Origin of the sequence: Bacillus salitolerans (genome assembly GCF_042680805.1) — a bacterium.
Lineage (GTDB): Bacteria > Bacillota > Bacilli > Bacillales > SA4 > Bacillus_CJ > Bacillus_CJ salitolerans.
This window is the reverse complement of sequence record NZ_JBHUEM010000002.1, coordinates 1-24,074: the sequence shown is the minus strand read 5'-3', so window position 1 is coordinate 24,074 and position 24,074 is coordinate 1. Positions and strand designations below refer to the sequence as shown.

Genomic DNA, 24,074 nt, shown 5'->3' with positions numbered 1-24,074 from the left:
GATCTTCTTCTTCACTCTAACCACCTCCTATTCACCAGAATCGACACTTTTAGTGTACTTTTATAACCTAGTTCGTGTCCAAATGAATAAGGGGGCTTAAAAGACTCTTTCCATTTATCATCAACTTTGGGATTTTATCATCAACATTTTGCACTTTATCAGCAACTCCAAAGTATTTATCAGCAACTCTAAGTAATTTATTATCAACTTTCTGGATCCCCAAGCCAAGTAAGAGACCATCAACTTTCTTGGATCCCCAAGCCAAGTAAGAGACCATCAACTTTCTTGGATCCCCAAGCCAAGTAAGAGACCATCAACTTTCTTGGATCCCTAAGCGAAGTAAGATCATCAACTCAGTTGATGTTAGCCAGCCAACCAAGCAACACAAGTGTAATCATCAATAAAGGTGTCTAATCAACTAGACACCTTCACAGCTATTAATCCTTCTTTTTATCGACTTCCACTTCATTGTCCTCAGTATGATACGTTTGGAAGCTATCTAATAGCTTTTCTAAATGAGTGAGCTGATGTTTATACTCCATAATCATAGAGATTAGAGGGAATAATTGGACCATGCTATGTTTGACTTCTGATTGGTCTAATTGTGCTTCATACAAGGCTATATAATCCTCTAGAATGATCGAATCTGCCAGCGCTTCTTTTTCTTCCATTATCGGGATTTGGGATTTTATCTTTCCGACAAACTGTAAAAGTAATTGCTCATGACCTGATGAAAGGGAATCTAATTCAAGCTTGATGAGCTCTTGGAATTCGCCTGGCATATGATGCATTTCATTTTCTAAACGATGTAGTCGTTTCAGAGTTTCCAACGCTTGAGATGTTGTGAGTAGCATTTGCCGGAACAGGACCGTCTTTCTTGATTTTGCAAACTTTCGCTTTTTCTTTTCAAAATAGTTTCGTTCTTCCTTGTAGAAGGTAAAGAGAGAATCGAGCTTTGCTACTCTGTCCTTCATGCCATCGATCTCTTCCTTTAATTCAATATGCCCTGACGCATGCCTAGTATTGATACGGATCCACTTTATAATTTCCTCTGTTGTGTCTACAATCTGGTGGTAGAGCTTTGTTTCATACCTTGGCGGGAAAAAAACTAAATTGACTAAAAAAGCTGACATGACTCCGAGTATGATTGTTCCAAATCGAATGAAGGAAAATTCCACGAATTGTTCAGTCGGCGATTCCATTATCGCAATAACCGTCACAAGAGCTAACGGTATCGTGGTTTCAAGCTTCAATTTGAGGGCAATACCAATCACGAGCATAACCGTAAATCCGATGATGATCGGATTGTTCGTAAATAAGAGAGTAAATACAATAGCAAAAAAGGCACCGATGAGATTTGCCTGAAACTGTTCAATCACCGACTGATACGACCTATAAATAGAGGGCTGTATGGCAAACGCAGCCGCAATCCCTGCAAATGAAGGTGATGGTAATTTTAATAGGTGCGCAATATATAATGATAGTGCAATAGCGATTCCTGTTTTTAATATACGTCCACCAATTTTCATGAAAAATAATCAATTCCTTCCTAAAAACCCTATATACCATTTTTACACGTTTACAACCATTATTAAACCACAAAGTTCAAGCTAGGAGGAGATGTATTTACCTATCTTTTAAATCATGACCAAAAAGAAAAGGTAAGTAACGATTTCGTTACTTACCTTGAAACATTACATTTTAAATTTGCCTGCAACATCATGAAGAGTTTGTGCCATATTGGCTAACACTCTTGTTGCCGCACTTACTTCCTCCATCGAAGCACTTTGCTCTTCTGTTGCCGCTGCAACTTCAGACGTAAAGCGGCTTGTCTTTTCAGTCACTTCATTCATTGTATCCATGTAATCAACGAGTGATTGAGCACTCGTATTAATTTGTTTAATGGAATTTGAAACGTTTAGAATTTGACTTGATACATCGCCGACAGCTGAAGAGATCACCTTGAATGATCCACCAGCTTCGTTCACTAGCTCTTTCCCTTTTTTAACAGCATTCTCTCCTTCTTTCATGGACGATACTGCACGATTTGTATTCTCTTGGATATTTCGTATAATATCGTTAATTTGCTTTGTGGATTGGCTAGACTGTTCCGCAAGCTTTCGAACTTCATCTGCTACAACTGCAAATCCTTTTCCGTGTTCACCGGCTCTTGCTGCTTCAATCGCTGCATTTAAGGCAAGTAGATTTGTTTGTTCCGCAATGCCGTTAATTAGAGATAGGATCTGTTCAATTTCAAGTGCTTTTTCATTTAACAATTGAATGACTTGTCCAGTCTCAGCGGTATTTTTATCAATAATCTCCATTTGGTGAATAGCTTGAGTAACGACTTCATCACCTTTTGCTGAATGCTCTGAGCTTTTACCAGAAGAGTTAGATACTTCATCTACACGTTCTGATATGGAATGTAGATCATTCGAAATATGATTTACTAGTTTAATAGTGCTCTCTACTTGAGTTAACTGTGTTTCCGCACCACCTGAAACCTCTTGTATCGAAAAGGCAATTTGCTCGGATGCCTTAGATGTTTCATCTGCATTCGCACTTAATTGTTCAGAAGAGGCCGCAACCTGTTCTGAGGTTGTGACAACTTGCTTAAGTAGGTCATTTAAATTTGTAACCATGGAGTTAAAGCTGTGAACTAGTTCACCAAATTCATCTTTATTTTTCACATCGATTGCTTCAACCGTTAAATCACCGTTAGATACGCGAGATAAACCATCTTGCAGGGCGGTCATTGGACGGTTAATGTTTCGAACGAATAGGAAAACTACAAGTAGACCAACAATCACGGATACTCCTGCTACAATCAATGAATTAATTAAAAACTGCTGACGTAATAAGATAGCTAGCTTATGCATATCGAAGTCTAAACCAACAACCCCAATAACTTGTCCGCTTGGATCTTTAACTGTTTTTGCTAGTGTGATTGTGGATTTTCCAGTTCCTGTGTCGATATATGGCGCTGTCCAAATTACTTCTCCGTTTGCTTCCTTCGCATTGACATACCATTCTCTCTGTCTTGGGTCAAATTCATTCAAATTCACTTCAGAAGGAGGGATATTAGATAAATAGAATTCGCCTTGTTCTGTTGCCATGTATAGGTTAAGGGTATATTCATTTTGGCTTTCTAGATCAAGAAAATGAGATTCATAAAATGACATTTTTACTGGATCATTTGGTAAAGGCATGTTTGTAATTTCACGGTCGACACTATTGGTAAAACTGTACGTTTGATATTGTGCTTCCTCGCTAGCACTAATCTCATTTAATACATGTTCATAGTCTGCAAAAATCTTTTTGAATTTTGAAGATCGTTTCTCCAAGTCTTCTTTCTGTATAACAGCAGACTCGAATATATCTGTTTTTGAATATGTAGTAAAGCCAAGAACAGATAAAGGTATAAGTAATAATAATACCATGATAAGGGGAAGCTTGACCCTTAGAGAGTTTAATTTTTTCATGCTGTGGCCACCTTTCGTAGTGAAACTTATTCAGAATTATGAGAAAATTATATCATTTACTCATCACATATACAATGTCGAAATGTTAAAAATTGTCGAAAATCTTAAGGGTGTCTGTTTTTATAGGGAAAATGAACGGGGAATAAGATCAAAAAAACTTAGACGGTAATAAGGTGTTGTTCCATCAAGGGACAACGACTATTCTATCTTCTCTTCTATACGAAAATAGTAGCTGTGTAATTATATTAGTTACTAAACTTCAAATTGTATTAACGTGTACAAATCTTCAACAAGAGAAAAAGGGTAACATTTCCAATTTAATCGTGTTAAAATTGATATATTCTTTTATAAAGAGGTGAGATTAGTGAGTAAAGTTGAGCAGAATATAAAGTTAGATTTAGAAAGAATTGTTTTTATTGGGAGAACCTTTGAAGAGTATTTGGATATATTTTCTCTTTCAGAAGAAGAACTACAAGGAAAGAAGATACTCGATTGCCCTGCAGGAGCATGTTCGTTTACTGCTGTCGGTAATAAGAAGGGGGTAGATGTAACAGCTTGTGATATTGCATATTATTATTCTGAGGAAGACCTACGAAATAAAGGTTTAAAAGACATTGGCCATGCAATGGAACATATGGAAAAAGCAAAAAGTAACTATAGATGGGATTATTTTAACAACGTTGAAGGTCTTAGAAAACATCGTTTAAGTGCCTTGGAAGATTGTAACAAGGACATGAAGGAATATAAGAATCGATACATTCCTGTTAGATTGCCTTCTTTGCCGTTTGAGAATGAAGAATTTGACCTTCTTCTGTCTGCACACTTTTTATTTATGTATGCAGATCGATTAGATTACCAGTTTCATATTGAGACACTAAATGAGCTATTAAGGGTTACAAAAGAAGAAGTTCGCATCTTTCCATTAGTAGATTTAGAAGGAAAGCGTTATGAGCATTTAGATGAAATAATAAGTTTTCTTGGTGACAATGGATATACAGTAGAAGAAGTTAAAGTACAGTATGAATTCCAAAAAGATGCTAACTCAATGTTGAAAATAAAAAAGGATAGCAACCTAATGGGCAACAGAAGCCATGGTGGAGATAAATAATATGACAGAAGAAGTAATAATTAATATAAATGGAATATACAAAGGTTGGGAATTGTTAAAATCTAACTGATTAAGCCATTAGAATTTTAAGCAAAGAAGCGTTGATCTAAGAAGGATTATCGCTTATTTATGTAGAAGTGTTGAATTGGAAAATTATGAGAAGAATAGGGGGGATTTCCCAACTCCAAAAAAAATCAAGGTGGGTATGCCAAAAATCAAACCATGAATCATTATCGAGTTTTAAGTCACAAGTATTAACTTCCTCCCACAGATTGCGGAAGTATCTTTTCTTTCTTTCCACGAAGTTTTTTCAAAATATACCTCCTCAGCTAAAGAACCATCAAATACTGAATTTTGAATAGATCGATTCAACTGTATTTAATCGATTTTTTGTACGCATAAATAAACACCAACTTAAATAATTTATAAGTCTATAATAACCTATAAACATCGTTGGTGTTATTTGAAGGCATTGTAGTAGATTTTGTACCAACTCCGGATACTAGTAATCCTAATAAAATTTCGCATCATTACATCAACCCAATCACGAAGGAAAAAATAGCCGAAATAGAAGCTTCAACAGCAGACTACATGATCGATTTCTGCGTTTTGTCGGCAGGACCCCTGTAAGAGAGGATGGATGATAAAGACTTATATCTTTTGCAAAAAGGTAATTAAAAATGGCACTTATGGAACAAAAGAGGAAATGATGACAAAATTAGATGTATTCTTACTTAACAATCGACTCACTCAAACGGAATACAATGAATTAGTTGCTTTATTGGAGCAAAAAGAAGTTGCTTAATGAATTTCAGGACATTAAAGCGTATAAAATGTAAGCTTTTTTATTTTGTCGAAAAGAGGTATTTCGCCCCTACAAATAGAAATATTTTTTAGGTGGTGAAATTTGGATGAAAGTAGTACGGCGTGTATTAATCATTTTATCTGTGTTACTGATCGGTTTTTTAACTTTAGTTTTTAGTAATTCAGATTTGCTGAATGTAGGAGTGGTGGCTATAGTAATAGTTACTATTTTAAAACAAATTGGACTATTCGGTAGTCAAAAAGATTTTGGGCATGACGGAGATGATTCGGATTATGGGTATGATTCTGATTGGGATGACGATGGGGACGATTAGTGACACCAACATTGAAATGTTGGTTTTTTTTACGATTTAGGAAGAAACCACGACATAACACCACTAAACAGTAGGTGTATTTTTTATGGGTATTTTTCATACGACTTTTAGCTAGTCTCGATCCGATCGAGACTAATTTTTCTTCCTCTTACCACAACTGGGACATTCTTTATATATAATCATTTCGTATAAGAAAGCCAAAAACACCAATACACCAATAATAATCGTAGTTAACTTCATTATTCCGTGTTAGAAAAAAAGCCTGTAGATAGAAACTACAGACTTTAATCAAAAATCCCATTAGAGGCGGAACAATTCCACACCTATTATTCAGTTGAGACAGCTGGGTCTGCCTGTTCTTTCTCAGGTTCAACCTGATAGAAATGATCTTCTGGTGATGTAAGAAGAGGTTTGATGATCTCAATTTCTTCCCATTGTTCATGCTCGGCTAAGGCTTGAACGTATGACTGCAATAACTCCTTAACATCGGCAATTCCTTTCGCTGAAAGGCTGTTGATCCGAACCTTTGCCCCTTTCGCAATTCTTCCTTTTAATGTGTCCTTTGTTAATCCAAGAGCATCATCTTGACGTAAGTAGACGACGCCTCCAGTCATTCCGGCACAAATCCACGGACCTGGGTCACCTAGTACAAGTCCGCGACCATTCGTCATATATTCAAACGCAAATCCTTTAATATTAGCGTGAACTCCAATATTTCCTCGCTCTTTTGGGATTGGCTTTGTTACTCTACCACCGATAATCATATCTGCTCCGGAAAGACGAATGCCTGCACGTGCATCTGCATTACCTTGAACAAATAATCTACCTTTTTGGGCACCATAGCCAAATCCTTTACCGACTGAACCATTATAATAGTTTCCGTTCTTTCCTTTTGCTTTAAAAATAAAGATGTCTCCGCCGAAGGAAGTTTTTCCGATACCATCCTGAGCACCACCATCTACACGAATTGAAATTCCTTCGCTATTATAAGCTCCTAATCCATTACCTGGGATCGAACCATCCTTATATCGTAAAATAACAGGTTGTAAATCCTTATAAGATCCATCCAATTTTCCGCGAACGCGGTGGCAGGAAACGCGGCTTCCAAGAACTCTTTGTTCTGAAGTAATAGTTGAATATTCACGGGATTCAGCTAGTTCATCTACATTAAAATCTAAATATTCAGCTCCAACAGCCACCGCTAGCTTCTGTTCCTCCATACTTGCGGCAACTTCTTTATGGGTCATTTGGCCAACGTCTAAGGTGTCCAGAAGATTTTTTAAATGTAGCTTACCATTACTAGTACTTGTTTGTTCTAGTAAATCTGAGCGCCCTACAATTTCTTGTAAGTTAGAAAATCCAAGTGATGCTGTTAGTGCTTTTAGTTCATTACCAAACGCTGTGAAAAGGTTGACTAAGCCTTGGACAGCAAGGTCTGATTGACGAGGGACGAAACGACGTAAGCCGTGCTCTTTTGCTTGTGCTTCTGATTCAATTTGTGTGGCAATCCCAACATGACACGTATCTAAATGACATCCACGGCATGTCGTACAACCGATGGCCACCATTGATAATGTCCCGAATCCAATTCGGTTTGCCCCAAGTAACATGACCTTCAGAACATCGGATGCACTTTTAATTCCGCCATCTGCCCAGATTTCAACATGATTACGAATACCAGCCTCTAACAGGGCATTATGAGCAGATTTCACTCCGATTTCTACTGGTAATCCTACATGCTGAAGGGCATGAATACGAGCAGCACCTGTTCCCCCATCAAAACCACTAATTGTAATAATATCGGCACCGGCCTTCGCAATACCAACAGCAATCGTACCAATATTCGGGACAACTGGTACTTTGACAGAAACTTTGGCTTGATCGTTTGCTGTTTTTAGCTCCGTGATCATTTGAGCTAAGTCCTCGATTGAGTAAATATCATGGTTATTGGAAGGGGATATTAAATCAGATCCAATTGTTGCGTTTCTTGCTTCTGCTATTTTTTCTGTTACCTTTGAGCCAGGTAAATGACCACCTTCACCAGGCTTTGCTCCTTGACCTATCTTAATCTCAAGCAGGTTAGAAGAATTGAGTAACTCTGCATTCACCCCAAAACGCCCAGAGGCAATCTGCTGTCCCCGTGTTTTTGGATATTTTCCAAGCATATCTTTAATTTCTCCACCCTCACCATTTAAACTTACCATGTTTAATTGTTCGGCCGCTTCAGCGTAAGCTCTGAATGCTGTTTCATTTTGTGATCCAAACGACATGGAGCTAATGACAAATGGAAGACTGTGGTCTCCAACTGAAATCGAAACCTTACTAGGATTAACAGGATTTGAAGACTGCTTTAATCTAGTCAGGTGCCTTATGGTAATAGGTGTAGAATCTTCGTGCTCTGCAAGCTTATTTCGATACTCCTCGTAAGATCCGGTTTGTGCTACCTCTCCGATCGCTTTCCAAATGCGTGGGAAAATATGAAACGTTTTCCCAACTCTTGTATTTTCATTTGCAAAATCCTCAGCACGTTGACGTGAGTCTGTTTTTAAGAATGCTAGATTGTAATCTAGTGTACTGGAGCCAAGAAAGTTTACGATTCTTAAAATGTCAGCAATTTCATCGTTTAATCCAATCGAGGAGAAAAGTCTGCCGTATCCTCTTAATTCATGAATTCCGATGGTAGAGATGACCTTTTCTAAGCCTTTGTTTAAGGACTCGAATAGATTTGTCGTTGGCTTTAAATCATCACCGCTTACTGTTGCAAACATCATGTATGGACTTATTGCATCAGCACCTAATCCAAACGCAACGATGATGTCATGAAGAGAACGAATGGCTCCAGATCTTACAACGATTGAACAGCTTCGTCTTAAGGACTCATTGATTAGACCTTGATCAATCGATGAAACAATGAGATGCGGATCAATCCACAGTTTTCCATCTTGATGGGAGTACGTGTCATCGAGAATTATGAGAGTCCTTCCAGCTTTAACAGCATTAGTAGCTTCATTTGTAAGTCTAATAAGTGCCTCTTGGAGTGTTTCTTCTTCATTAAAGGTTACATGTAAAGAGTAAGATTTCTGTCCTCTATCAAATTCATGAATGACTTGATCAAAGGACGGCTGATTGGTCTGCTGAGACACCTTATAACCGAGAGAGCCTTCAATCAAGATAGGAGAGTATAGTTCTATGAATCTCTCCTTTTCGTGTTGGTTAAATAAAGAAGGGCGTTTCCCTAACATAATTCTCGTTGAAAAGTGCTCCGTTTCACGATCACGGTCAATTGCAGGGTTTGTAACGACAGCGACACTTTCTTTAATAAAGTCAGCGATGTTTCTTCTACCTGTATCGATAGCTGCAAGAGGTGCATCATGTCCTAGTGAGCGAATGGGTTCTGCCCCTTTTTCTGCCATTTGTTCAATCAGCTGAATATGCTCACGATCCCATCCAAACGCAGCATATTGATTGTTTTGTACTTTTAAAAGAGTTGTCATTGTAACCATTTTTTCAAGAGTAGGTGGGGAGAGTCTAAATCGGTAATCTAATAGATTGACTTTCTGGCTATAACGGTTGAACACTTCTTCTTGATATTGATTGTAATCAAACAATTCCATTGAACCATTTATATATTTTAAGCCAACCTTTTCTCCTGGAGAAAGAGGTTTAGGTTCCGCCACATATTCAGTAGAAGGGATGATCCCCGGCTCTGAGCTGAAAAGATACGACGTTTCTGTTTCTAATTGCCAAACAGGTCGTAAACCAAGTGAATCTAAGCTAAAGACCGCTTCATCCTGAAATCTTGAGATAATACCAGCTGGACCTTGTGCGAAATGTCCCCAAGCTTCACGAATGTAGCTATATAAATCTTGCAAGTGATCTGGATAAGCTTTGATTTCATTTACAATAGGTGGAAATAGGATGTCCATCGCTTCAAATAGGGACAATCCATGCTTGCATAAAAGTGTTTCAATTGTACGGTTTAAATCCTGTGAGTCGCTTCCATCCTTCGTTAACGGAACCCCAATCATTTCAGCTTCGTCTCGAAGCTTTGAAATCGTATTAATCTCTCCATTATGTCCTAACACACTAAAAGGCTGTACACGAAAAAAATTTGATAATGTATTGGTCGAATAACGATTATGTCCGAGCGTCATAGATGATGCTACGAGGGGGCTTGCTAAATCATGATAGTATTTAGGCAATGTATCACCAGCACCCATTACCTTATAAACAGCATGATAGTTGCTTAACGATGATACGTGTACTGATTCATTTTTTTCAATTTCAATCGTGAGGTTAAACAGAACAGCTGAAAGTTGTTCCACCATTGATGTTGGCTTTAAAGCTACTTGCCAAAAAGTTGGCTCCTGCTGAGCTGCGATAGGACCTAATGCTGAGGATGTTGTTGTGGCAGTCGTGTCATAAAGTAGTTCTAAGTCGTTGGAAACAAACAGCCTTTTGATCTCTTCTTTTACGTTTGGAACATCTGCATCTTTGCCAATAAAAAAATGACCAACAATAAATTGATCGTCATAAGCTACTTCTGAATGTATACCGGAGAGTTCAAGCTTATGCTTCCAAAGCTTTCTCGGTATGTCAATATGAATTCCAACTCCGTCGCCTTCTCCGTTTGTGAATCCAGCCCGGTGATTCATTTTCACAAGTGCAGATATACAAAGATCAATGTTTTCTTTTGTGGGAATTTGCTTTTTTTCCATGATAGATACGATCCCGCAAGCATCATGTTCATGCTTGAAGAATTCTTTAAACGTACTAGGGTTCCATTTTGTTGTCATAATGTGGCCAGTGTGGCCGTCACCTCCTCTTAGTGGTAGTAGCAAGCAAATCTATATCGGAAAGATTTACATACTATATGAAAGGGTAGAACAGGGGGAAAAGAACAGAATGCGAAATTTTCTGAATTATATATTATATTAACAAACCTTGCAAATAAATTCAATTATTATTCATTTTGTTGAATCCATTCATTGTATGCAGTAGAAGAGAAAAAAAGAATCGGTGAGAAAAAAGCGTTAACTTGTAAACGTTTTCATTGGTGGGTGAAAAATCCCGAACTCAATAGTAAGTTCGGGAAGTTTGTATACAGGTGAATTTTTATTCATTCATTAATTGGCTAAATGCATTTTCGACAGCTATTAACGTATTTTGGATATCCTGCTCGGTATGAGAAATTGTTAGGAACCAAGCTTCATATTTTGATGGAGCAAGATTCACGCCTTGATGAAGCATCAGCTTGAAGAATTTTGCGAACATCTCTCCATCCGTTGCCTCTGCTTGGACGTAGTTCTCTACTTTTTCTGTGGTGAAATAAATCGTTAGAGCCCCTTTTAAGCGATTGATGGTAATGGGCACATTGTGTTTACGTGCGTGGATTAGGATCCCTTCTTCCAATAGAGCCCCTAGTCTATCTAGTTCTTCGTAAACACCTTCCTGTTTAAGCACTTCTAGACAAGCGATACCAGAAAGAATTGAGGCTGGGTTTCCTGCCATAGTTCCAGCTTGATAGGCTGGTCCAAGTGGCGCTACCTGTTCCATAATCTCCTGTTTTCCACCATACGCTCCAATTGGCAGGCCACCACCGATGATTTTCCCTAAAGCTGTTAAATCCGGTTTTACACCGAGCATGTCCTGAGCACCACCGTACATAAATCGAAACGCTGTAATGACTTCATCATAAATAACGAGTGCACCAGCTTCGTGTGTAAGCTTGTTGACCATTTCTAAGAAACCAGGTTTCGGTTCAACAATCCCGAAGTTACCAACGATTGGTTCCACTAATACCGCAGCAACTTGGTTTCCCCATTTCTCTAGGGCTTCCCTAAACGGTTCAATATCATTAAATGGAACGGTTATCACTTCCTGTGCAATGCTCTTTGGAACTCCAGCAGAATCTGGTGTCCCTAATGTCGAGGGACCTGATCCAGCTGCAACTAAAACAAGGTCGGAGTGCCCATGGTAGCAGCCTGCAAATTTAATAATCTTATCACGCTTTGTATAGGCTCTTGCTACACGAATCGTTGTCATAACTGCCTCAGTTCCTGAGTTAACAAAGCGAACCTTGTCCATATTTGGCATGGCTTCCTTTAGCATTTTCGCAAACGTGATTTCATGCTCTGTTGGTGTTCCGTACAGAACACCATTTTCAGCTGCTCTCGTAATCGCTTTTGTGATATGGGGGTGAGCATGTCCTGTAATGATCGGACCGTATGCAGCTAAATAATCGATGTATTGATTGTCATCCACATCCCAAAAATAAGCGCCTTGTGCATGCTTCATCACAACAGGTGACCCGCCTCCGACTGCTTTATAAGAACGAGACGGACTATTTACACCGCCAACAATATGTTCAAGTGCTTCTTTATGTAATTCATTTGATTTCGTAAAGTTCATATCGGTACCTCCTACATGGTAAAAACGAATCTATATGTCCTACTTATCTTATCATGACTTCAATCATTTCAAAACTGCGGACCGTTCTGTTTGTCTTTAAGATGAAAATCTCTTACACTTTACGTTGTGGATATTAGGGGGTGCAGCAATGAAAACAATCATACAGGTGAACGATTTACGTAAAGAGTTTAAATCCTATTCAAGTCGCTCTGGCTTAAAGGGAGCATTTCGGGATTTATTCACAAGAAATTATAAAGTGCTTGAAGCTGTTAAAGATATTTCCTTTCAAATTCAGGAAGGAGAAATGGTGGGCTATATAGGAGAAAACGGAGCGGGAAAATCAACCTCGATTAAAATGCTCACTGGCATTTTAACACCAACACGTGGTTCAGTTCTCATTAACGGAATGAATCCTCATAAGGAACGTGAAAAATTTGTGAAAACAATTGGGGTTGTATTCGGTCAGCGCTCACAGCTTTGGTGGGATATCGCCGTACAAGAATCATTTCGACTTTTAAAAAAGGTGTATAACGTGCCAGACGAAGACTATAAGGAGCATATGGATCATGTGATTGAATCACTCGATATTGGTGATTTATTAGATAAGCCAGTTCGAAAGCTGTCACTTGGTCAACGAATGCGCTGTGAGCTAGCGGCTGCACTTTTACATAAACCGTCATTACTTTTTCTTGATGAGCCAACGATTGGTTTAGACGTTCTTGTCAAAATGAAGATTAGACGATTTCTAAAAGAAATGAATGAAAAGTACAAAACGACCATTCTTTTAACAACCCATGACCTAGCTGATATCGAAGCTCTCTGTGAACGGGTTATCATGCTAGATGAAGGAAGAATTATTTATGATGGTTCACTGCAAAGGCTGAAATCCAATTGGGGAGAGGGAAAACAAGTCCAGTTTGAGTTTACAAGACATGTAGCCGAAGAGGAATTATACAACTTGAGTCATCACTTGCAGGTTGAATGGACGCAAGGAGAGCGAGAGGCAGTCTGGATTGCTTCTGTTGAAGACGATGAACAAGTCATCTCCCAGCTCATCTCAAGTATTGTCTCCAGTTACCAGATTCGTGATATTCATTTAAAGGAAGCGTCTACGGAAGAAATCATTCGTAATATTTATGAAGAGGGAATCAAGAGCCATGGCTAAATATATTGAAATGATTCGAATCCGTTTCTTGATGATGCTTGCGTATCGAACGAACTACTATAGCGGAATCTTAATTTATAGTATCAACATTGGTGCCTATTACTTTTTGTGGAGTGCCATCTATGGTGATAAAGGAACGATTCAAGGGTTATCTGTCCTCCAAATGACGACGTATATTGCTGTCGCTTGGATGGCAAGAGCGTTTTATTTTAATAACATTGACAGGGAGATTGCGACAGAGATAAAAGAGGGAAAGGTAGCGGTTGAATTAATTCGGCCCTATCACTATTTACGAATGAAGATGATGCAAGCACTAGGGGAGGGGATTTTTCGTTTATTGTTTTTCTCCGTTCCAGGTATGGTCATCGTCTCGTTATTTTTCCCGTTAGAGTTTTCTTCAAGTATAACCACTTGGCTATGGTTCTTCGTGTCAATTGTGTTTAGCTTTATCATCAATACACAAATTAACTTATTAGCAGGTGTGACGACCTTTTTCTTATTTAATAATGATGGGCTTATTCGAGCAAAACGAGTCGTCATTGATCTATTTTCAGGTTTATTGCTACCGATCAGTTTTTACCCAGTATGGGCGCAAGACGTGATGAGCTTTTTCCCATTTCAGGCGATAAGCTATATTCCGAGTATGATTTTTACAGAGGGCTTTCAAGGCTCTGAAATTGTGCAAGCCATACTTGTTCAAGGAATTTGGTCACTCGTACTGATTCTTCCTGTTCAATTTTTGTGGGTTCTAGCTAAAAAACAGCTCATCGTACAGGGGGGCTAACATGTTTTATCTATCAATGCTGTTTCAATATATTGGCCAATACATGAAAACAAGGCTCCAATACCGTTCAGATATGATTGTCGAAATTATTTCCGATTTGTTATTTCAAGCCGTTAATCTTATATTTATTCTCGTTGTATTTGGTCACACCCAATTTTTAAATGGGTGGAGTCGGGAAGAAATTATTTTCATATATGGTTTTTTCCTCGTGCCGTTTGCGATATTCGGTGCTTTCTTCAACATATGGGATTTTAATGACCGATATATTGTTAAGGGGGAGCTTGACCGTGTACTCACTCGTCCTATTCATAGCCTATTTCAAATTATCCTAGAGAGAATTGAGCTTGAATCACTATTTGGAGTTGTTACCGGGCTTGTCATTATGGGATATGCAAGTGTAAATCTTGGTCTACAATATGAATGGTATGACCTGTTTATTTTTATCTTTATGGTGCTTGGCGGAGTTCTTGTGTATGGTGGTATTTTTATTATGCTTGCCAGTATCGGGTTCTGGTCAGATGCAAGGACGTCGATTATGCCAACCATCTATAACATTGGGAACTACGGCAGGTATCCAGTTGATATATACAACCGAGTGATCCGTTATGTCCTGACGTGGATTTTACCGTTTGCTTTTGTGGGAGTTTATCCATCTGCTTACTTTCTAGGAAAAGAAGAATGGTATGGCTATGCCTTTTTGACGCCGGTTATGGGCCTGATTTTTATCACATTAGCGATTGTGATTTGGAATATTGGGGTAACGAAGTATCGTGGTGCGGGGAATTAGCATTAGATTATAAACTAATAGACGTATACCTTACATTTAAGTAACGCGTATATCTCTCTATAAAGTGGTGCTCACTGTTTACGGCGGAATCTGGTGGTTTTACCAACCGATTCACACCTTTACCAGCTAAAACGTAATTTGTTCGTGTATAGAAACTAAGAAACCTGAGGGACGATGTTACATCACTCAGGTTTTTTGCATCATCTAATGAAACTTTTGCCAGAAATTCAATCCAATTACGACCACAAAAACAAGTAAAAACACGTAAAATACTTGGCGATCTCTTCTCGTTCTAGCTCGGTGCAAAATAAATAGGAGAAGACAGGCTGCAAACAGAAAAAAAAGGAAAAACTCAGCAAACATGCAAAATAGCCTCCAAGTTATGACTTTTCTAAATATTATGATAAGTAATATTGCGTTAGTATTCAAGAAAAAATTTCCACCTGATTCCATTCAAGGTGAAAATGTTCTATTAAAGTAGTAATTTTCATATGTTAGGACGAGGTGGTCTCTGTGATTAACATGCTCTTTTTGTTTGCTGTATTTTTTAGTGTCTATAAGAGTTTCATCCAACTGTTTAAAAGATATGAAAGAAGAGGGAATCATTTATCGTTAGAAAACTTAGGTTTTTTGTTTCTCTTATATGTAAATGTTTTAATTGGGTTTGGACTTATATTCACCTTAATAGAGATGCGAGGGATATCGGTTCTAATAGATAATGGTGTAGCTCTTTCGGGCAGCTTCTTTGATATATTTAGTGAAGCCATGTACTTTAGCGGAGTGACCTTATTATCAGTAGGATACGGTGACATTACACCTATAGGAATTGGTAGATGGTTTGCGATTATTGAAGCGCTCATCGGTTATATTATTCCAGCTGCGTTTGTTGTTAGAAGCATGGGCGATTACGAAAGGGCTTACTAGTTGTTTTGTACATGTATATTCGTTACGATAAGAATTAATTAGCTGTATGTAAACTACTAGATTGGAGGAAAATTGATCATGACCGTTTCAGAAGGTGCTGTAGCCCCTGATTTTACGTTACATGCTAGTAATGGAGAACAAATTCATCTTTCGGATTTTAAAGGGAAGAAACATGTAGTCCTCTATTTCTATCCAAAGGACATGACCCCAGGCTGTACAACACAAGCTTGTGACTTTCGAGACCATTTTGAGAGCTTTGCGGACTTAGATGCTGTTATTCTTGGAGTAAGTCCAGATCCAGTAGAAAAGCATGAAAAGTTTATCCAAAAGTATGATCTACCATTTTTGCTTTTAGTAGATGAAGATCATAAGATAGCAGAACAATTCGATGTCTGGAAGTTAAAAAAGAACTTTGGTAAAGAATATATGGGAATTGAACGTTCAACCTTTGTCATTGATAAACAAGGAAAAATGGTGAAGGAATGGAGAAAAGTAAGGGTAAAAGGGCATGTGGAGAGCGCGTTAGAGTATATACAAAATCATTTAACATAATGAAATGACAAAATCCCTCAGTATAGATCAAGGATTACATAATGGAAATGGTACTGCTAATAAGTCTATAACATGGGCAATTTTTCTTAAAAACATATAGAAAAAGCTATTCTCCTTGAAATAAGAGAATAGCTTTTTTTCTAATGGGGTATGATTAAGATCATTTTTTGTAGATTAAGCTCAGCTTGTAAATTGGTGTCCAACTAGTGGACAAAAATGTAGCTACCTCGTTAAAGTTCTCTAAATCCTCTCTAGTTATTTTAGCAAGGGAGGACAGGAGATCGAGGTCTGTAATCTATGAGTAATCCCTCAATATATTATTTACACAAATTCTTCCCGCAGTACTTAAGCAGACTGCTTTTACTCTTGCCATCATGACTAGATCAAGAAGAATATAATTTATATATTAAGGGAAATTTGGTGTTTATTACAGTCTGGAGTTGTTTCTTCATGGTGATGGAGTGGACCTTAGATAAAATAGATTCATATTGATATAGGATACAAAATGTATTGGTCATTTCCATATCTATAGTAGCGCAAACTGTACATGTCATTTTTTATAAGATGAAAAATACCGAGTCAGCTAAGTATCGTGCCTATGCTTCGAGAATTGAAGACGTTTTAGTTTTTCTACAAATGCTCTGATTAAAATACCTAATACAATGTAATAGACAAATGAGTAAAAATAATGCCAATTTGTATAAATGACTAATTCTTGCCAAACACAGAAAGGTTCACCAATGAATGCGAATGATGATGCCATCACAAATAAAGAAATAAAATAGGTTTTCCAAGTTGTAAAATATTGATAAAGGAGCATCATAGCTACAGGCACCATTGATATATCAAAAGGAAAAGCTCTTGGGTAAATAGGAATTAATGAGGTCGGGTATTTCCAAAAATTCAATTCAGTTCCTAATATGTCTGTTAAAGTCGTTATTTTAATAATAAACATTCCAAAAAGGAAGATCTCAATGATTCTGTTTCGATCAACATACTTAATCCAAATTAACCAAGGGAGTGTAAAGAATACAAGTAATAACCACCAATCAAATGTTAAAAAGTCGTATACAAGCCATCCGTTTACATCGTGTCTCAATGCTTCATTTTCTAGCGCATTCACTTTTTCAAGGTTTTCATACTTACTGGACAATGTGAAGACCTCCACAAACAACATAAATATTTTTTTGAAAATACCTTTATCAAAACGGTTTAATAGTAATATTAATTTTTAACTTATTGCTAATATTTCCGTGGTTTTGTAGAACCATCCTTACTATTTTTGTCTATATTACTTTAAATAGATAACGAATCCATCTTCTAACTACTAAAAACCGCAGCCTACGAAGCTGCGGTTTCATTTTCGTCTTTATTCGATTGTCTTAACGGTATTTCTCGTAGGAAGAATGTTAAAATCACTGCAACAACCATCATAATGGCTCCGATTAAAAACAAACCAGTTAACGAATAGGACAAAGCATCTCGAAGAAAGGTAAGCATTTCTTCAAAAATCGATTGCATCTCGGAAGGTACCTTCATTTTTATTTCTGCCAATTGATCAGGATTCATTAATAGTTGAGGGTCTGACAGTGACTCAAATTCTTTTGGCATAGAGGTCATACCGCCTGGTAGTGAAGCAACTGATTCCTTTAGTCTGCTTTCCATTCTTGAAGCCATAACCGTACCTAAAATAGCAACTCCAACTGTTCCCCCAATTTGTCTAAATAATTGAGTAGAAGCGGTAGCGACACCTAAATTTGATTGACTAACCGCATTTTGGACGGTTAACGTAAAGACCGGGAAACATGCCCCTAACCCAAAGCCGACAATGATCATATTAAGAACAGCCGTCATATTTGAAGTGTCTGTTGACATGATAGACATTAAGAACATGCCGATGGCCATTAGCATGAGTCCACCGATTGCAAACGCCTTATACTTTCCGGTTTTTGTAATAAATTGCCCGATAATCGAGCTTGAAACAACCATACTAAGTGTCATTGGCATCATGATGAGTCCAGAGGCTGTTGCTGATGTACCAATTACCCCTTGTATGAAAAAAGGCATATACATGATTGTTCCAAACATACCTGCCCCGAGAATGAATCCGACGGCATTAGATAAAGAAAAGATATCATTCTTAAATAAATCTAATGGTAATACTGGATTCTGAACACGTCTTTCTACTTGTATAAATAATAGTAATGAAATAATCGATGCTATAAACAATCCGATAATCAGTGGGGACGTCCATTCGTATTGTGTGCCTGCCCATGAAAATGCTAATAATAATGGAACAATGATTGCCGAAATTAAAATAGATCCAATATAATCAACTTTTTGAGATGGCTTTCTTTCTACGCTAGGAAATAATGACATAATGAGAATGAATGCAATAATCCCAAACGGAAGGAATACCCAAAATACCCATTTCCAATGAGTGTGATCGACAATCCAGCCTCCGAGTGTAGGTCCAAATACACTGGCTAATCCGAATACCGCTCCCATTAATCCCTGCCATCTACCGCGTTCCCTAGGTGAAAATAAATCACCTACGGCAGTAAATGCGGTGGACATGATCATCCCTGCTCCTAATCCTTGAATTCCGCGGTAAACGATTAAGTAAATAATCGAAGTTGCTGTTCCACAAAGGAGGGAACCTAAAATAAATACACCAATACCAATTAAGATAAATGGTTTTCTCCCATATATATCAGAAAGCTTGCCGACTAAAATAGCTGTAACACTTGATGCAAGCATGAAAATCGTAAACACCCAGTTAAAGTATTCTATTCCACCAAGGTCTGAAACGATTCGTGGTAATGCTGTTCCGACAATCGTTTGATTCAATGCCGCGAAGAGCATTGCAGACATGATGGCAATCATTATCGTAATTTTCTTTTTTGTATCTAAATGTTCCATGTTTTCACTCCTATCCAAGATTGAACTTATTAAACAATGTAATAAGCTCGCTTATCTCAGCATCAGTCAAATCATCTAGGGTTGAATATAAATACTGAGTTCTTCTAAGATTCAAATCATTAAATAATTGCTTCCCATGATCGGAGAGGGAAAGTTCAACAATTCTTCGATCTTCTGAGGAACGGTTTCGTTCTATGTATCCTTTTGTGACCAGCGAGTCTCCCACTGCCGTAATATGACTAGCTGTCACTTTAAGCTCAGACGATATTAATGAAACTTTAGCTGGGCCATTCTCTTTTAAAAATCGTAATAAATAAAATTCACTTCGGTTTATGTTATCCCCAAGGATTGAATTCATCCCTTTTTGTAGTGCTCTAAACGTACCTTGCATCGTTCTTTCTAGATTCTTCATTAATTCATCTCGATCCATTCCATCACTCCATTATCGTTATCACTTCATTGTATTTCGTATTATTTCATATAGTTAATTATTTACATAGTTAAATAATTTGTCAATTTTCTACTCAAATAGTCAATCGTCTATACATAAAATGAAATCATGAATAGTCTATAGTAAGGGAACCCCCCCTCAATGAAGAGCGGTTATTGGCGAGAGGAATCTCGCCTTTTTTGTTTATTAAGTAAAAAAGTTTTCAGCAAGAGAATGGGCTCGTGACTTGGAATCCAACTCCAGCACCTATCCTCTCGAGGTGAAATGTTCCTTTTTCTCAATTAGGAACATTTGCTAGTCTGAGGCTAAACGGTACGCTTGCCTTATGTTCATTAGTATGAGAATAGTTATTGCTTTTCACTAATGGAGGAAATTGTATATAGTAGATATAGGAAGAACTAGAGGAGGAATGACATGAAAATCATTACTAGTCTTCGTGTGAAAACTGAAAAACAAGAGGCTCTAAAAAAACGATTTCGAGAAGCAACGTTTCATTTTTATTCATCGATGGAAGAAGCAAAAACTAGGTTAGCGGATGCGGATATCTTAGTAACGTATGGTGAAGATGTAACCGAAGATTTAATACAATCGACAAGACAGCTAAAATGGATTATGGTCATGTCCGCTGGGATCGATCGAATGCCATTTCAAGCGATCCAAGAAAAAAACATTATGGTTACAAATGTGAGAGGTATTCATAAAATTCCGATGGCGGAATATACACTAGGGATGATTCTGCAAGTATCGAAACAAGCAAAACAATTACATAAACAAGAAATGGATGCGGTTTGGAACAGATCGATCCGAATGTCTGAGCTCTATGGAAAAACGGTGATGATCATTGGGATTGGGGCAATCGGCGGACAAATTGCAAAGCTTTGTAAAGCTTTTGGGATGAGGGTAATAGGAATAAACCGAAGCGGCTCCCCAGCATCAGAAGTTGATGTTGTATGTAAGATGGAAGTGATGGCCGAGCTTCTACCAGATGTAGATTTTGTTGTATCTGTCTTACCTAGTACTAAAGAAACAAGGCATTCCTTAACGAAAGAACACTTCGTACAAATGAAAGATTCAGCTGTTTTTATCAATATTGGTCGAGGGGACGTAGTGAGGGAAGACATTATAATTGAAGTAATGCAGAATAACCTAATATCTCATGCTGTTTTAGACGTATTTGAAACAGAGCCTCTCGCTCAAACTAGTCCATTATGGAAAATGGAGAATGTTACGGTTACACCACACATATCAAGCATCACAGCAAATTATCTTCCTAGAGCTTTTGAAATATTTGAAGAAAACCTAAAGCGTTTTTTGAAGAAAGAAACGAATTATATTAACTTAATTGATGTAAATAGGGGGTACTAATATGAAAATATATACAAAATCAGGAGATAAAGGAACAACTTCTTTAGTATATGGGGAAAGAGTAGCGAAGCATGATGTACGTGTAGAGGCATACGGTACATGTGATGAAGCCAATTCATTAATTGGTCTAGCTGTAAGTCATTTACATGACGTGAGCTTGAAAGAGAAAGATGATATTCAGCAAGTCTTTCATAAAATTCAAACTACACTGTTTCATGTGGGTGCAGAATTAGCGACACCAATTGGGAAAGAGGTTAAATGGAAACTAGAGGCTCGAGATGTTGAGTGGCTAGAGGAGATTATTGATAAGTGGGATGCTACGTTACCTCCATTGACAAACTTTGTCTTACCTGGAGGATCCGTTGCGGGGGCTACCTTACATTTAGCGAGAACAGTGGTGAGGAGAGCAGAAAGAAGATCGGTTAGGATTGATGGTGTGAATCCACTTGTTTTATCTTATTTAAATCGGCTTTCAGACTTTTTATTTGTTGCAGGAAGATATATTAACCAACAGCTAAAAAGAATTGAACCAACATTACATCAAGACGAAAAAAGTGTTTAAAATCCGTCCAATCACATATAGTAAAAATGTGTAAGATTGACAAAGGAATTATATAAGAGGTACACTAATTATAACAATTATAAAGTAATAATCTTTTTGAAAAGAGGTGCATGGCGATGTCGACACAATTGAAAGATGCGCTAGAAACGTTGAAAGAATCTGGAGTTCGTATTACTCCACAACGTCATGCGATTTTAGAATATCTAATTCAAACAATGACACATCCAACTGCTGATGACATATATAAAGCACTTGAAGGTAAATTTCCAAACATGAGTGTAGCAACTGTTTATAATAATTTACGTGTTTTCCGAGAAGCTGGACTTGTTAAAGAATTAACATATGGTGATGCCTCAAGTCGCTTTGATTTTGTAACGACTCACCATTATCATGTAATTTGTGAGGAATGTGGAAAAATTGTAGATTTCCATTATCCAGGTCTTAATGAAGTGGAAGATTTAGCATCGCATGTAACTGGATTCAAAATCTCCCACCATCGCATGGAAACATATGGAACATGCCCCGACTGTGTAAAAAGTACGAAACATTAAAAAGAGGGTTAAAGGAAGACATAAATTAAAAAGTAAGGAATCGCAAACTGTCTAGGACAGGTGATTCCTTACTTTTTTAATTTTGCCGTTTCTTATTGTATTTCTCGTCGAAATCTTTACCCTCTAAATCAGGATCTAATGTAAGTGGTTCGTTACAGTACATACACATATCAACTCTTCCAAGCATCTTAGTGTGCTTCTCGCAGTTCGGGCAGGTAACTTGTATAGTTTTGGTCGAAAGCATGCCTATCCAGAAATAAACAACTGTACTAGCTACGATAAATAGTAGACCGAGAATCATAAATATAGTAATGACCCAAACATTCGTCCTAAAAAAGATACCGATATACATTACAAAGAACCCAATGAAAATTAGGCTAAGTGCAAAGGTTCTAATTTTATTAATTTTACTTGAATATTTTTTTGCCATGTAAAGTGTCCCTCCTGCCATTACTATACCATACTGTTCAGCATGTAAGTAATGATAAACGTGACAAGTCTTAGAAGGTTTTTTCTTACTTTCGTCGAATTTATTGAAAACGGTAAGTAGAGTAGGGGAGGAAGATGTGTGGAAGATTTATTACGTCCGATATACCAGGAAAGGGCTAGCCATGCTAATACTCTTGGGGTGTTATTGTTAGAGAAGATTAAACCAGAAAACCCAGCAACCGATAATTTTGATGTTGTTTTACTAGTTATCACTAAACAAAACGACAACGATAAAAATGCGTTAGTTAAACATTATCAATTGGAAAATGGGAAAATTGCTGCACTGAAGATTGCAGATACAAACCAATTAGAAAATTGGATCAATTTAGGAACGAATCGAAGGGTGATTGATTGGGTTCTTAATGGGAAAGTATTATTTGAAAGAAATGAGTACATAACGGAACTAAAACAAACAATTCATGATTTTCCACTTAATAATAGAAAGAAAAGAATTGGTCTTGAGTTTGCAAAATTAATTCGCCGTTTTATCGATGGGAAAGAACTATTTGAATCAGGAAATTTGTTAGATGCCTATAACAATATGGTACATGCATTACACCATTTAGCAAGGTTGTCCGTTATAGATCATGGTTTTCATCCAGAGGTAACAGTCTGGAATCAAGTACGAAAAATAGAACCAGAGGTGTATAAGCTTTATCAAGAACTTATAGAAAGTAGGGAATCATTAAAGAAGAGATTGGATCTATTATTCCTAGCTAGTGAATTTTTGGTTCATTCGAGTACGAAGGTAGGATCTCTTCATTTATTAGAGGTAATGAACCATAATGAAGTATGGACGATACAAGAACTCGTTACTCATCCAGAGCTAACAGACTACTCTATTGACTTTGAAGCACTAGTAGAGTATTTAATTGAAAAGAAACTAATAAAGGTTATTACAGAAGAAACAAAAGGATTGAATATATACCATCGGAAATACAGCTCACACATTTAAAAGAATATGTTGACTTACTATTGGTTAACATGATATATTATTCTTCGTCGCTGTTAATTGAGTGAATCACGCAATAATTATTCGTGAAAAAAACAGTTGACCGACATAGTTAATATGTGATATATTAATAAAGTCGCTTCTGAGCGACGAAGATCAGTTCTTTGAAAACTAAACAAAACGTCAAGCGTGTTGGTTTTAATACCAACGAGGTTATTTCATAGTAAATAACCATCAATAATTTTTAAAATCTACTATTGTAGATTGTCGGTGTTTTTTGAGCATCAAACATCTTGCCACGGTGGTAAGTGACTGTAATTCCCTATCGGGAACACATTCACTAACACCCTGATAAGTTCAACTAACCATCAGCGGGAAAACCACCCACTGAAGGAAGTTTCACTTTATTGGAGAGTTTGATCCTGGCTCA

General features: G+C 37.4%; 20 protein-coding genes and 1 pseudogene. 12 read left to right on the top strand and 9 right to left on the bottom strand.

All coding sequences use genetic code 11. The features are described 5' to 3' along the window. Positions 1–437: 437 nt before the first annotated feature. The 3 genes and pseudogenes from ACFSCX_RS01555 to ACFSCX_RS25695 form a co-directional block, all read right to left on the bottom strand. Positions 438–1,529, bottom strand: a complete 1,092-nt coding sequence (locus tag ACFSCX_RS01555) for an aromatic acid exporter family protein (protein ID WP_377926342.1) — start codon at positions 1,527–1,529, stop codon at positions 438–440. Positions 1,530–1,694: 165 nt separating this feature from the next. Beyond that, on the bottom strand, positions 1,695–2,642 hold the full coding sequence (locus ACFSCX_RS25700) for a methyl-accepting chemotaxis protein (protein ID WP_465252668.1): 948 nt from the start codon (positions 2,640–2,642) through the stop codon (positions 1,695–1,697). Further along, positions 2,634–3,440: pseudogene (locus ACFSCX_RS25695) on the bottom strand (PDC sensor domain-containing protein); the annotation flags it as partial. The gene ACFSCX_RS25700 and the pseudogene ACFSCX_RS25695, both read right to left, overlap by 9 nt. A gap of 406 nt (positions 3,441–3,846) precedes the next feature. On the opposite strand from ACFSCX_RS25695, the gene ACFSCX_RS01545 reads away from it, so the two are divergent. The 3 genes from ACFSCX_RS01545 to ACFSCX_RS01535 all read left to right on the top strand — a co-directional run bounded on the left by ACFSCX_RS01545 (position 3,847) and on the right by ACFSCX_RS01535 (position 5,729). Beyond that, entirely contained in the window at positions 3,847–4,590 is a 744-nt protein-coding gene (locus ACFSCX_RS01545; RefSeq protein WP_377926340.1) for a class I SAM-dependent methyltransferase, read from the top strand. A 640-nt stretch (positions 4,591–5,230) separates the two neighbouring features. Next, positions 5,231–5,395 (top strand): hypothetical protein, encoded by a 165-nt coding sequence (locus tag ACFSCX_RS01540; RefSeq protein WP_377926339.1) that lies wholly within the window; start codon positions 5,231–5,233, stop codon positions 5,393–5,395. A gap of 106 nt (positions 5,396–5,501) precedes the next feature. Continuing rightward, positions 5,502–5,729 (top strand): hypothetical protein, encoded by a 228-nt coding sequence (locus ACFSCX_RS01535; protein WP_377926338.1) that lies wholly within the window; start codon positions 5,502–5,504, stop codon positions 5,727–5,729. 326 nt (positions 5,730–6,055) lie between these two features. Here the strand turns inward: ACFSCX_RS01535 and ACFSCX_RS01530 are convergent, their stop codons facing one another. Both ACFSCX_RS01530 and ACFSCX_RS01525 read right to left on the bottom strand, forming a co-directional pair. Next, positions 6,056–10,525 carry a glutamate synthase-related protein gene (locus tag ACFSCX_RS01530; RefSeq protein ID WP_377926337.1) on the bottom strand — a complete coding sequence of 1,490 codons (4,470 nt, stop codon included), beginning with the start codon at positions 10,523–10,525 and terminating at the stop codon, positions 6,056–6,058. Between the two features lie 319 nt (positions 10,526–10,844). Further along, positions 10,845–12,140, bottom strand: coding sequence for a glutamate-1-semialdehyde 2,1-aminomutase (locus tag ACFSCX_RS01525; RefSeq protein WP_377926336.1), 1,296 nt, complete (start codon positions 12,138–12,140; stop codon positions 10,845–10,847). Between the two features lie 148 nt (positions 12,141–12,288). Here ACFSCX_RS01525 and ACFSCX_RS01520 point away from each other — a divergent pair, with 148 nt between their 5' ends. From ACFSCX_RS01520 to bcp, 5 genes are all read left to right on the top strand, one after another. Next, positions 12,289–13,305 (top strand): ABC transporter ATP-binding protein, encoded by a 1,017-nt coding sequence (locus ACFSCX_RS01520; protein ID WP_377926335.1) that lies wholly within the window; start codon positions 12,289–12,291, stop codon positions 13,303–13,305. Next, positions 13,298–14,089, top strand: coding sequence for an ABC transporter permease (locus ACFSCX_RS01515; protein ID WP_377926334.1), 792 nt, complete (start codon positions 13,298–13,300; stop codon positions 14,087–14,089). The genes ACFSCX_RS01520 and ACFSCX_RS01515 overlap by 8 nt, the downstream gene beginning before the upstream one ends. Position 14,090: 1 nt before the next feature. After that, the gene (locus tag ACFSCX_RS01510; RefSeq protein ID WP_377926333.1) at positions 14,091–14,876 is read left to right on the top strand and encodes an ABC transporter permease; all 786 of its coding nucleotides are present in this window, start codon (positions 14,091–14,093) and stop codon (positions 14,874–14,876) included. A 522-nt stretch (positions 14,877–15,398) separates the two neighbouring features. Next, a complete protein-coding gene (locus ACFSCX_RS01505; protein ID WP_377926343.1) occupies positions 15,399–15,800 on the top strand; it encodes a potassium channel family protein in 402 nt (133 codons plus the stop codon). Between the two features lie 78 nt (positions 15,801–15,878). After that, entirely contained in the window at positions 15,879–16,352 is a 474-nt protein-coding gene (gene bcp / locus ACFSCX_RS01500; protein WP_377926332.1) for a thioredoxin-dependent thiol peroxidase, read from the top strand. Positions 16,353–16,935: 583 nt separating this feature from the next. Here bcp and ACFSCX_RS01495 read toward each other — a convergent pair. From ACFSCX_RS01495 to ACFSCX_RS01485, 3 genes are all read right to left on the bottom strand, one after another. Continuing rightward, positions 16,936–17,505 (bottom strand): CBO0543 family protein, encoded by a 570-nt coding sequence (locus tag ACFSCX_RS01495; protein ID WP_377926331.1) that lies wholly within the window; start codon positions 17,503–17,505, stop codon positions 16,936–16,938. A gap of 188 nt (positions 17,506–17,693) precedes the next feature. Then, a complete protein-coding gene (locus tag ACFSCX_RS01490) occupies positions 17,694–19,274 on the bottom strand; it encodes an MDR family MFS transporter (protein ID WP_377926330.1) in 1,581 nt (526 codons plus the stop codon). A 10-nt stretch (positions 19,275–19,284) separates the two neighbouring features. Further along, positions 19,285–19,704, bottom strand: a complete 420-nt coding sequence (locus tag ACFSCX_RS01485) for a MarR family winged helix-turn-helix transcriptional regulator (RefSeq protein WP_377926329.1) — start codon at positions 19,702–19,704, stop codon at positions 19,285–19,287. A gap of 435 nt (positions 19,705–20,139) precedes the next feature. Between ACFSCX_RS01485 and ACFSCX_RS01480 the strand changes: the two genes are divergently transcribed. The 3 genes from ACFSCX_RS01480 (at position 20,140) to perR (ending at position 22,203) form a co-directional block, all read left to right on the top strand. After that, the gene (locus ACFSCX_RS01480) at positions 20,140–21,090 is read left to right on the top strand and encodes a D-2-hydroxyacid dehydrogenase (protein WP_377926328.1); all 951 of its coding nucleotides are present in this window, start codon (positions 20,140–20,142) and stop codon (positions 21,088–21,090) included. A gap of 1 nt (position 21,091) precedes the next feature. Beyond that, positions 21,092–21,652, top strand: a complete 561-nt coding sequence (locus ACFSCX_RS01475; RefSeq protein WP_377926327.1) for a cob(I)yrinic acid a,c-diamide adenosyltransferase — start codon at positions 21,092–21,094, stop codon at positions 21,650–21,652. Between the two features lie 116 nt (positions 21,653–21,768). Next, positions 21,769–22,203 carry a peroxide-responsive transcriptional repressor PerR gene (gene perR, locus ACFSCX_RS01470; protein ID WP_377926326.1) on the top strand — a complete coding sequence of 145 codons (435 nt, stop codon included), beginning with the start codon at positions 21,769–21,771 and terminating at the stop codon, positions 22,201–22,203. A 76-nt stretch (positions 22,204–22,279) separates the two neighbouring features. On the opposite strand, the gene ACFSCX_RS01465 is transcribed toward perR, so the two are convergent. Further along, positions 22,280–22,633 (bottom strand): YgzB family protein, encoded by a 354-nt coding sequence (locus ACFSCX_RS01465; RefSeq protein WP_377926325.1) that lies wholly within the window; start codon positions 22,631–22,633, stop codon positions 22,280–22,282. 138 nt (positions 22,634–22,771) lie between these two features. On the opposite strand from ACFSCX_RS01465, the gene ACFSCX_RS01460 reads away from it, so the two are divergent. Beyond that, a complete protein-coding gene (locus ACFSCX_RS01460; protein WP_377926324.1) occupies positions 22,772–23,647 on the top strand; it encodes a nucleotidyltransferase-like protein in 876 nt (291 codons plus the stop codon). The last annotated feature ends 427 nt before the right edge of the window (positions 23,648–24,074 follow it).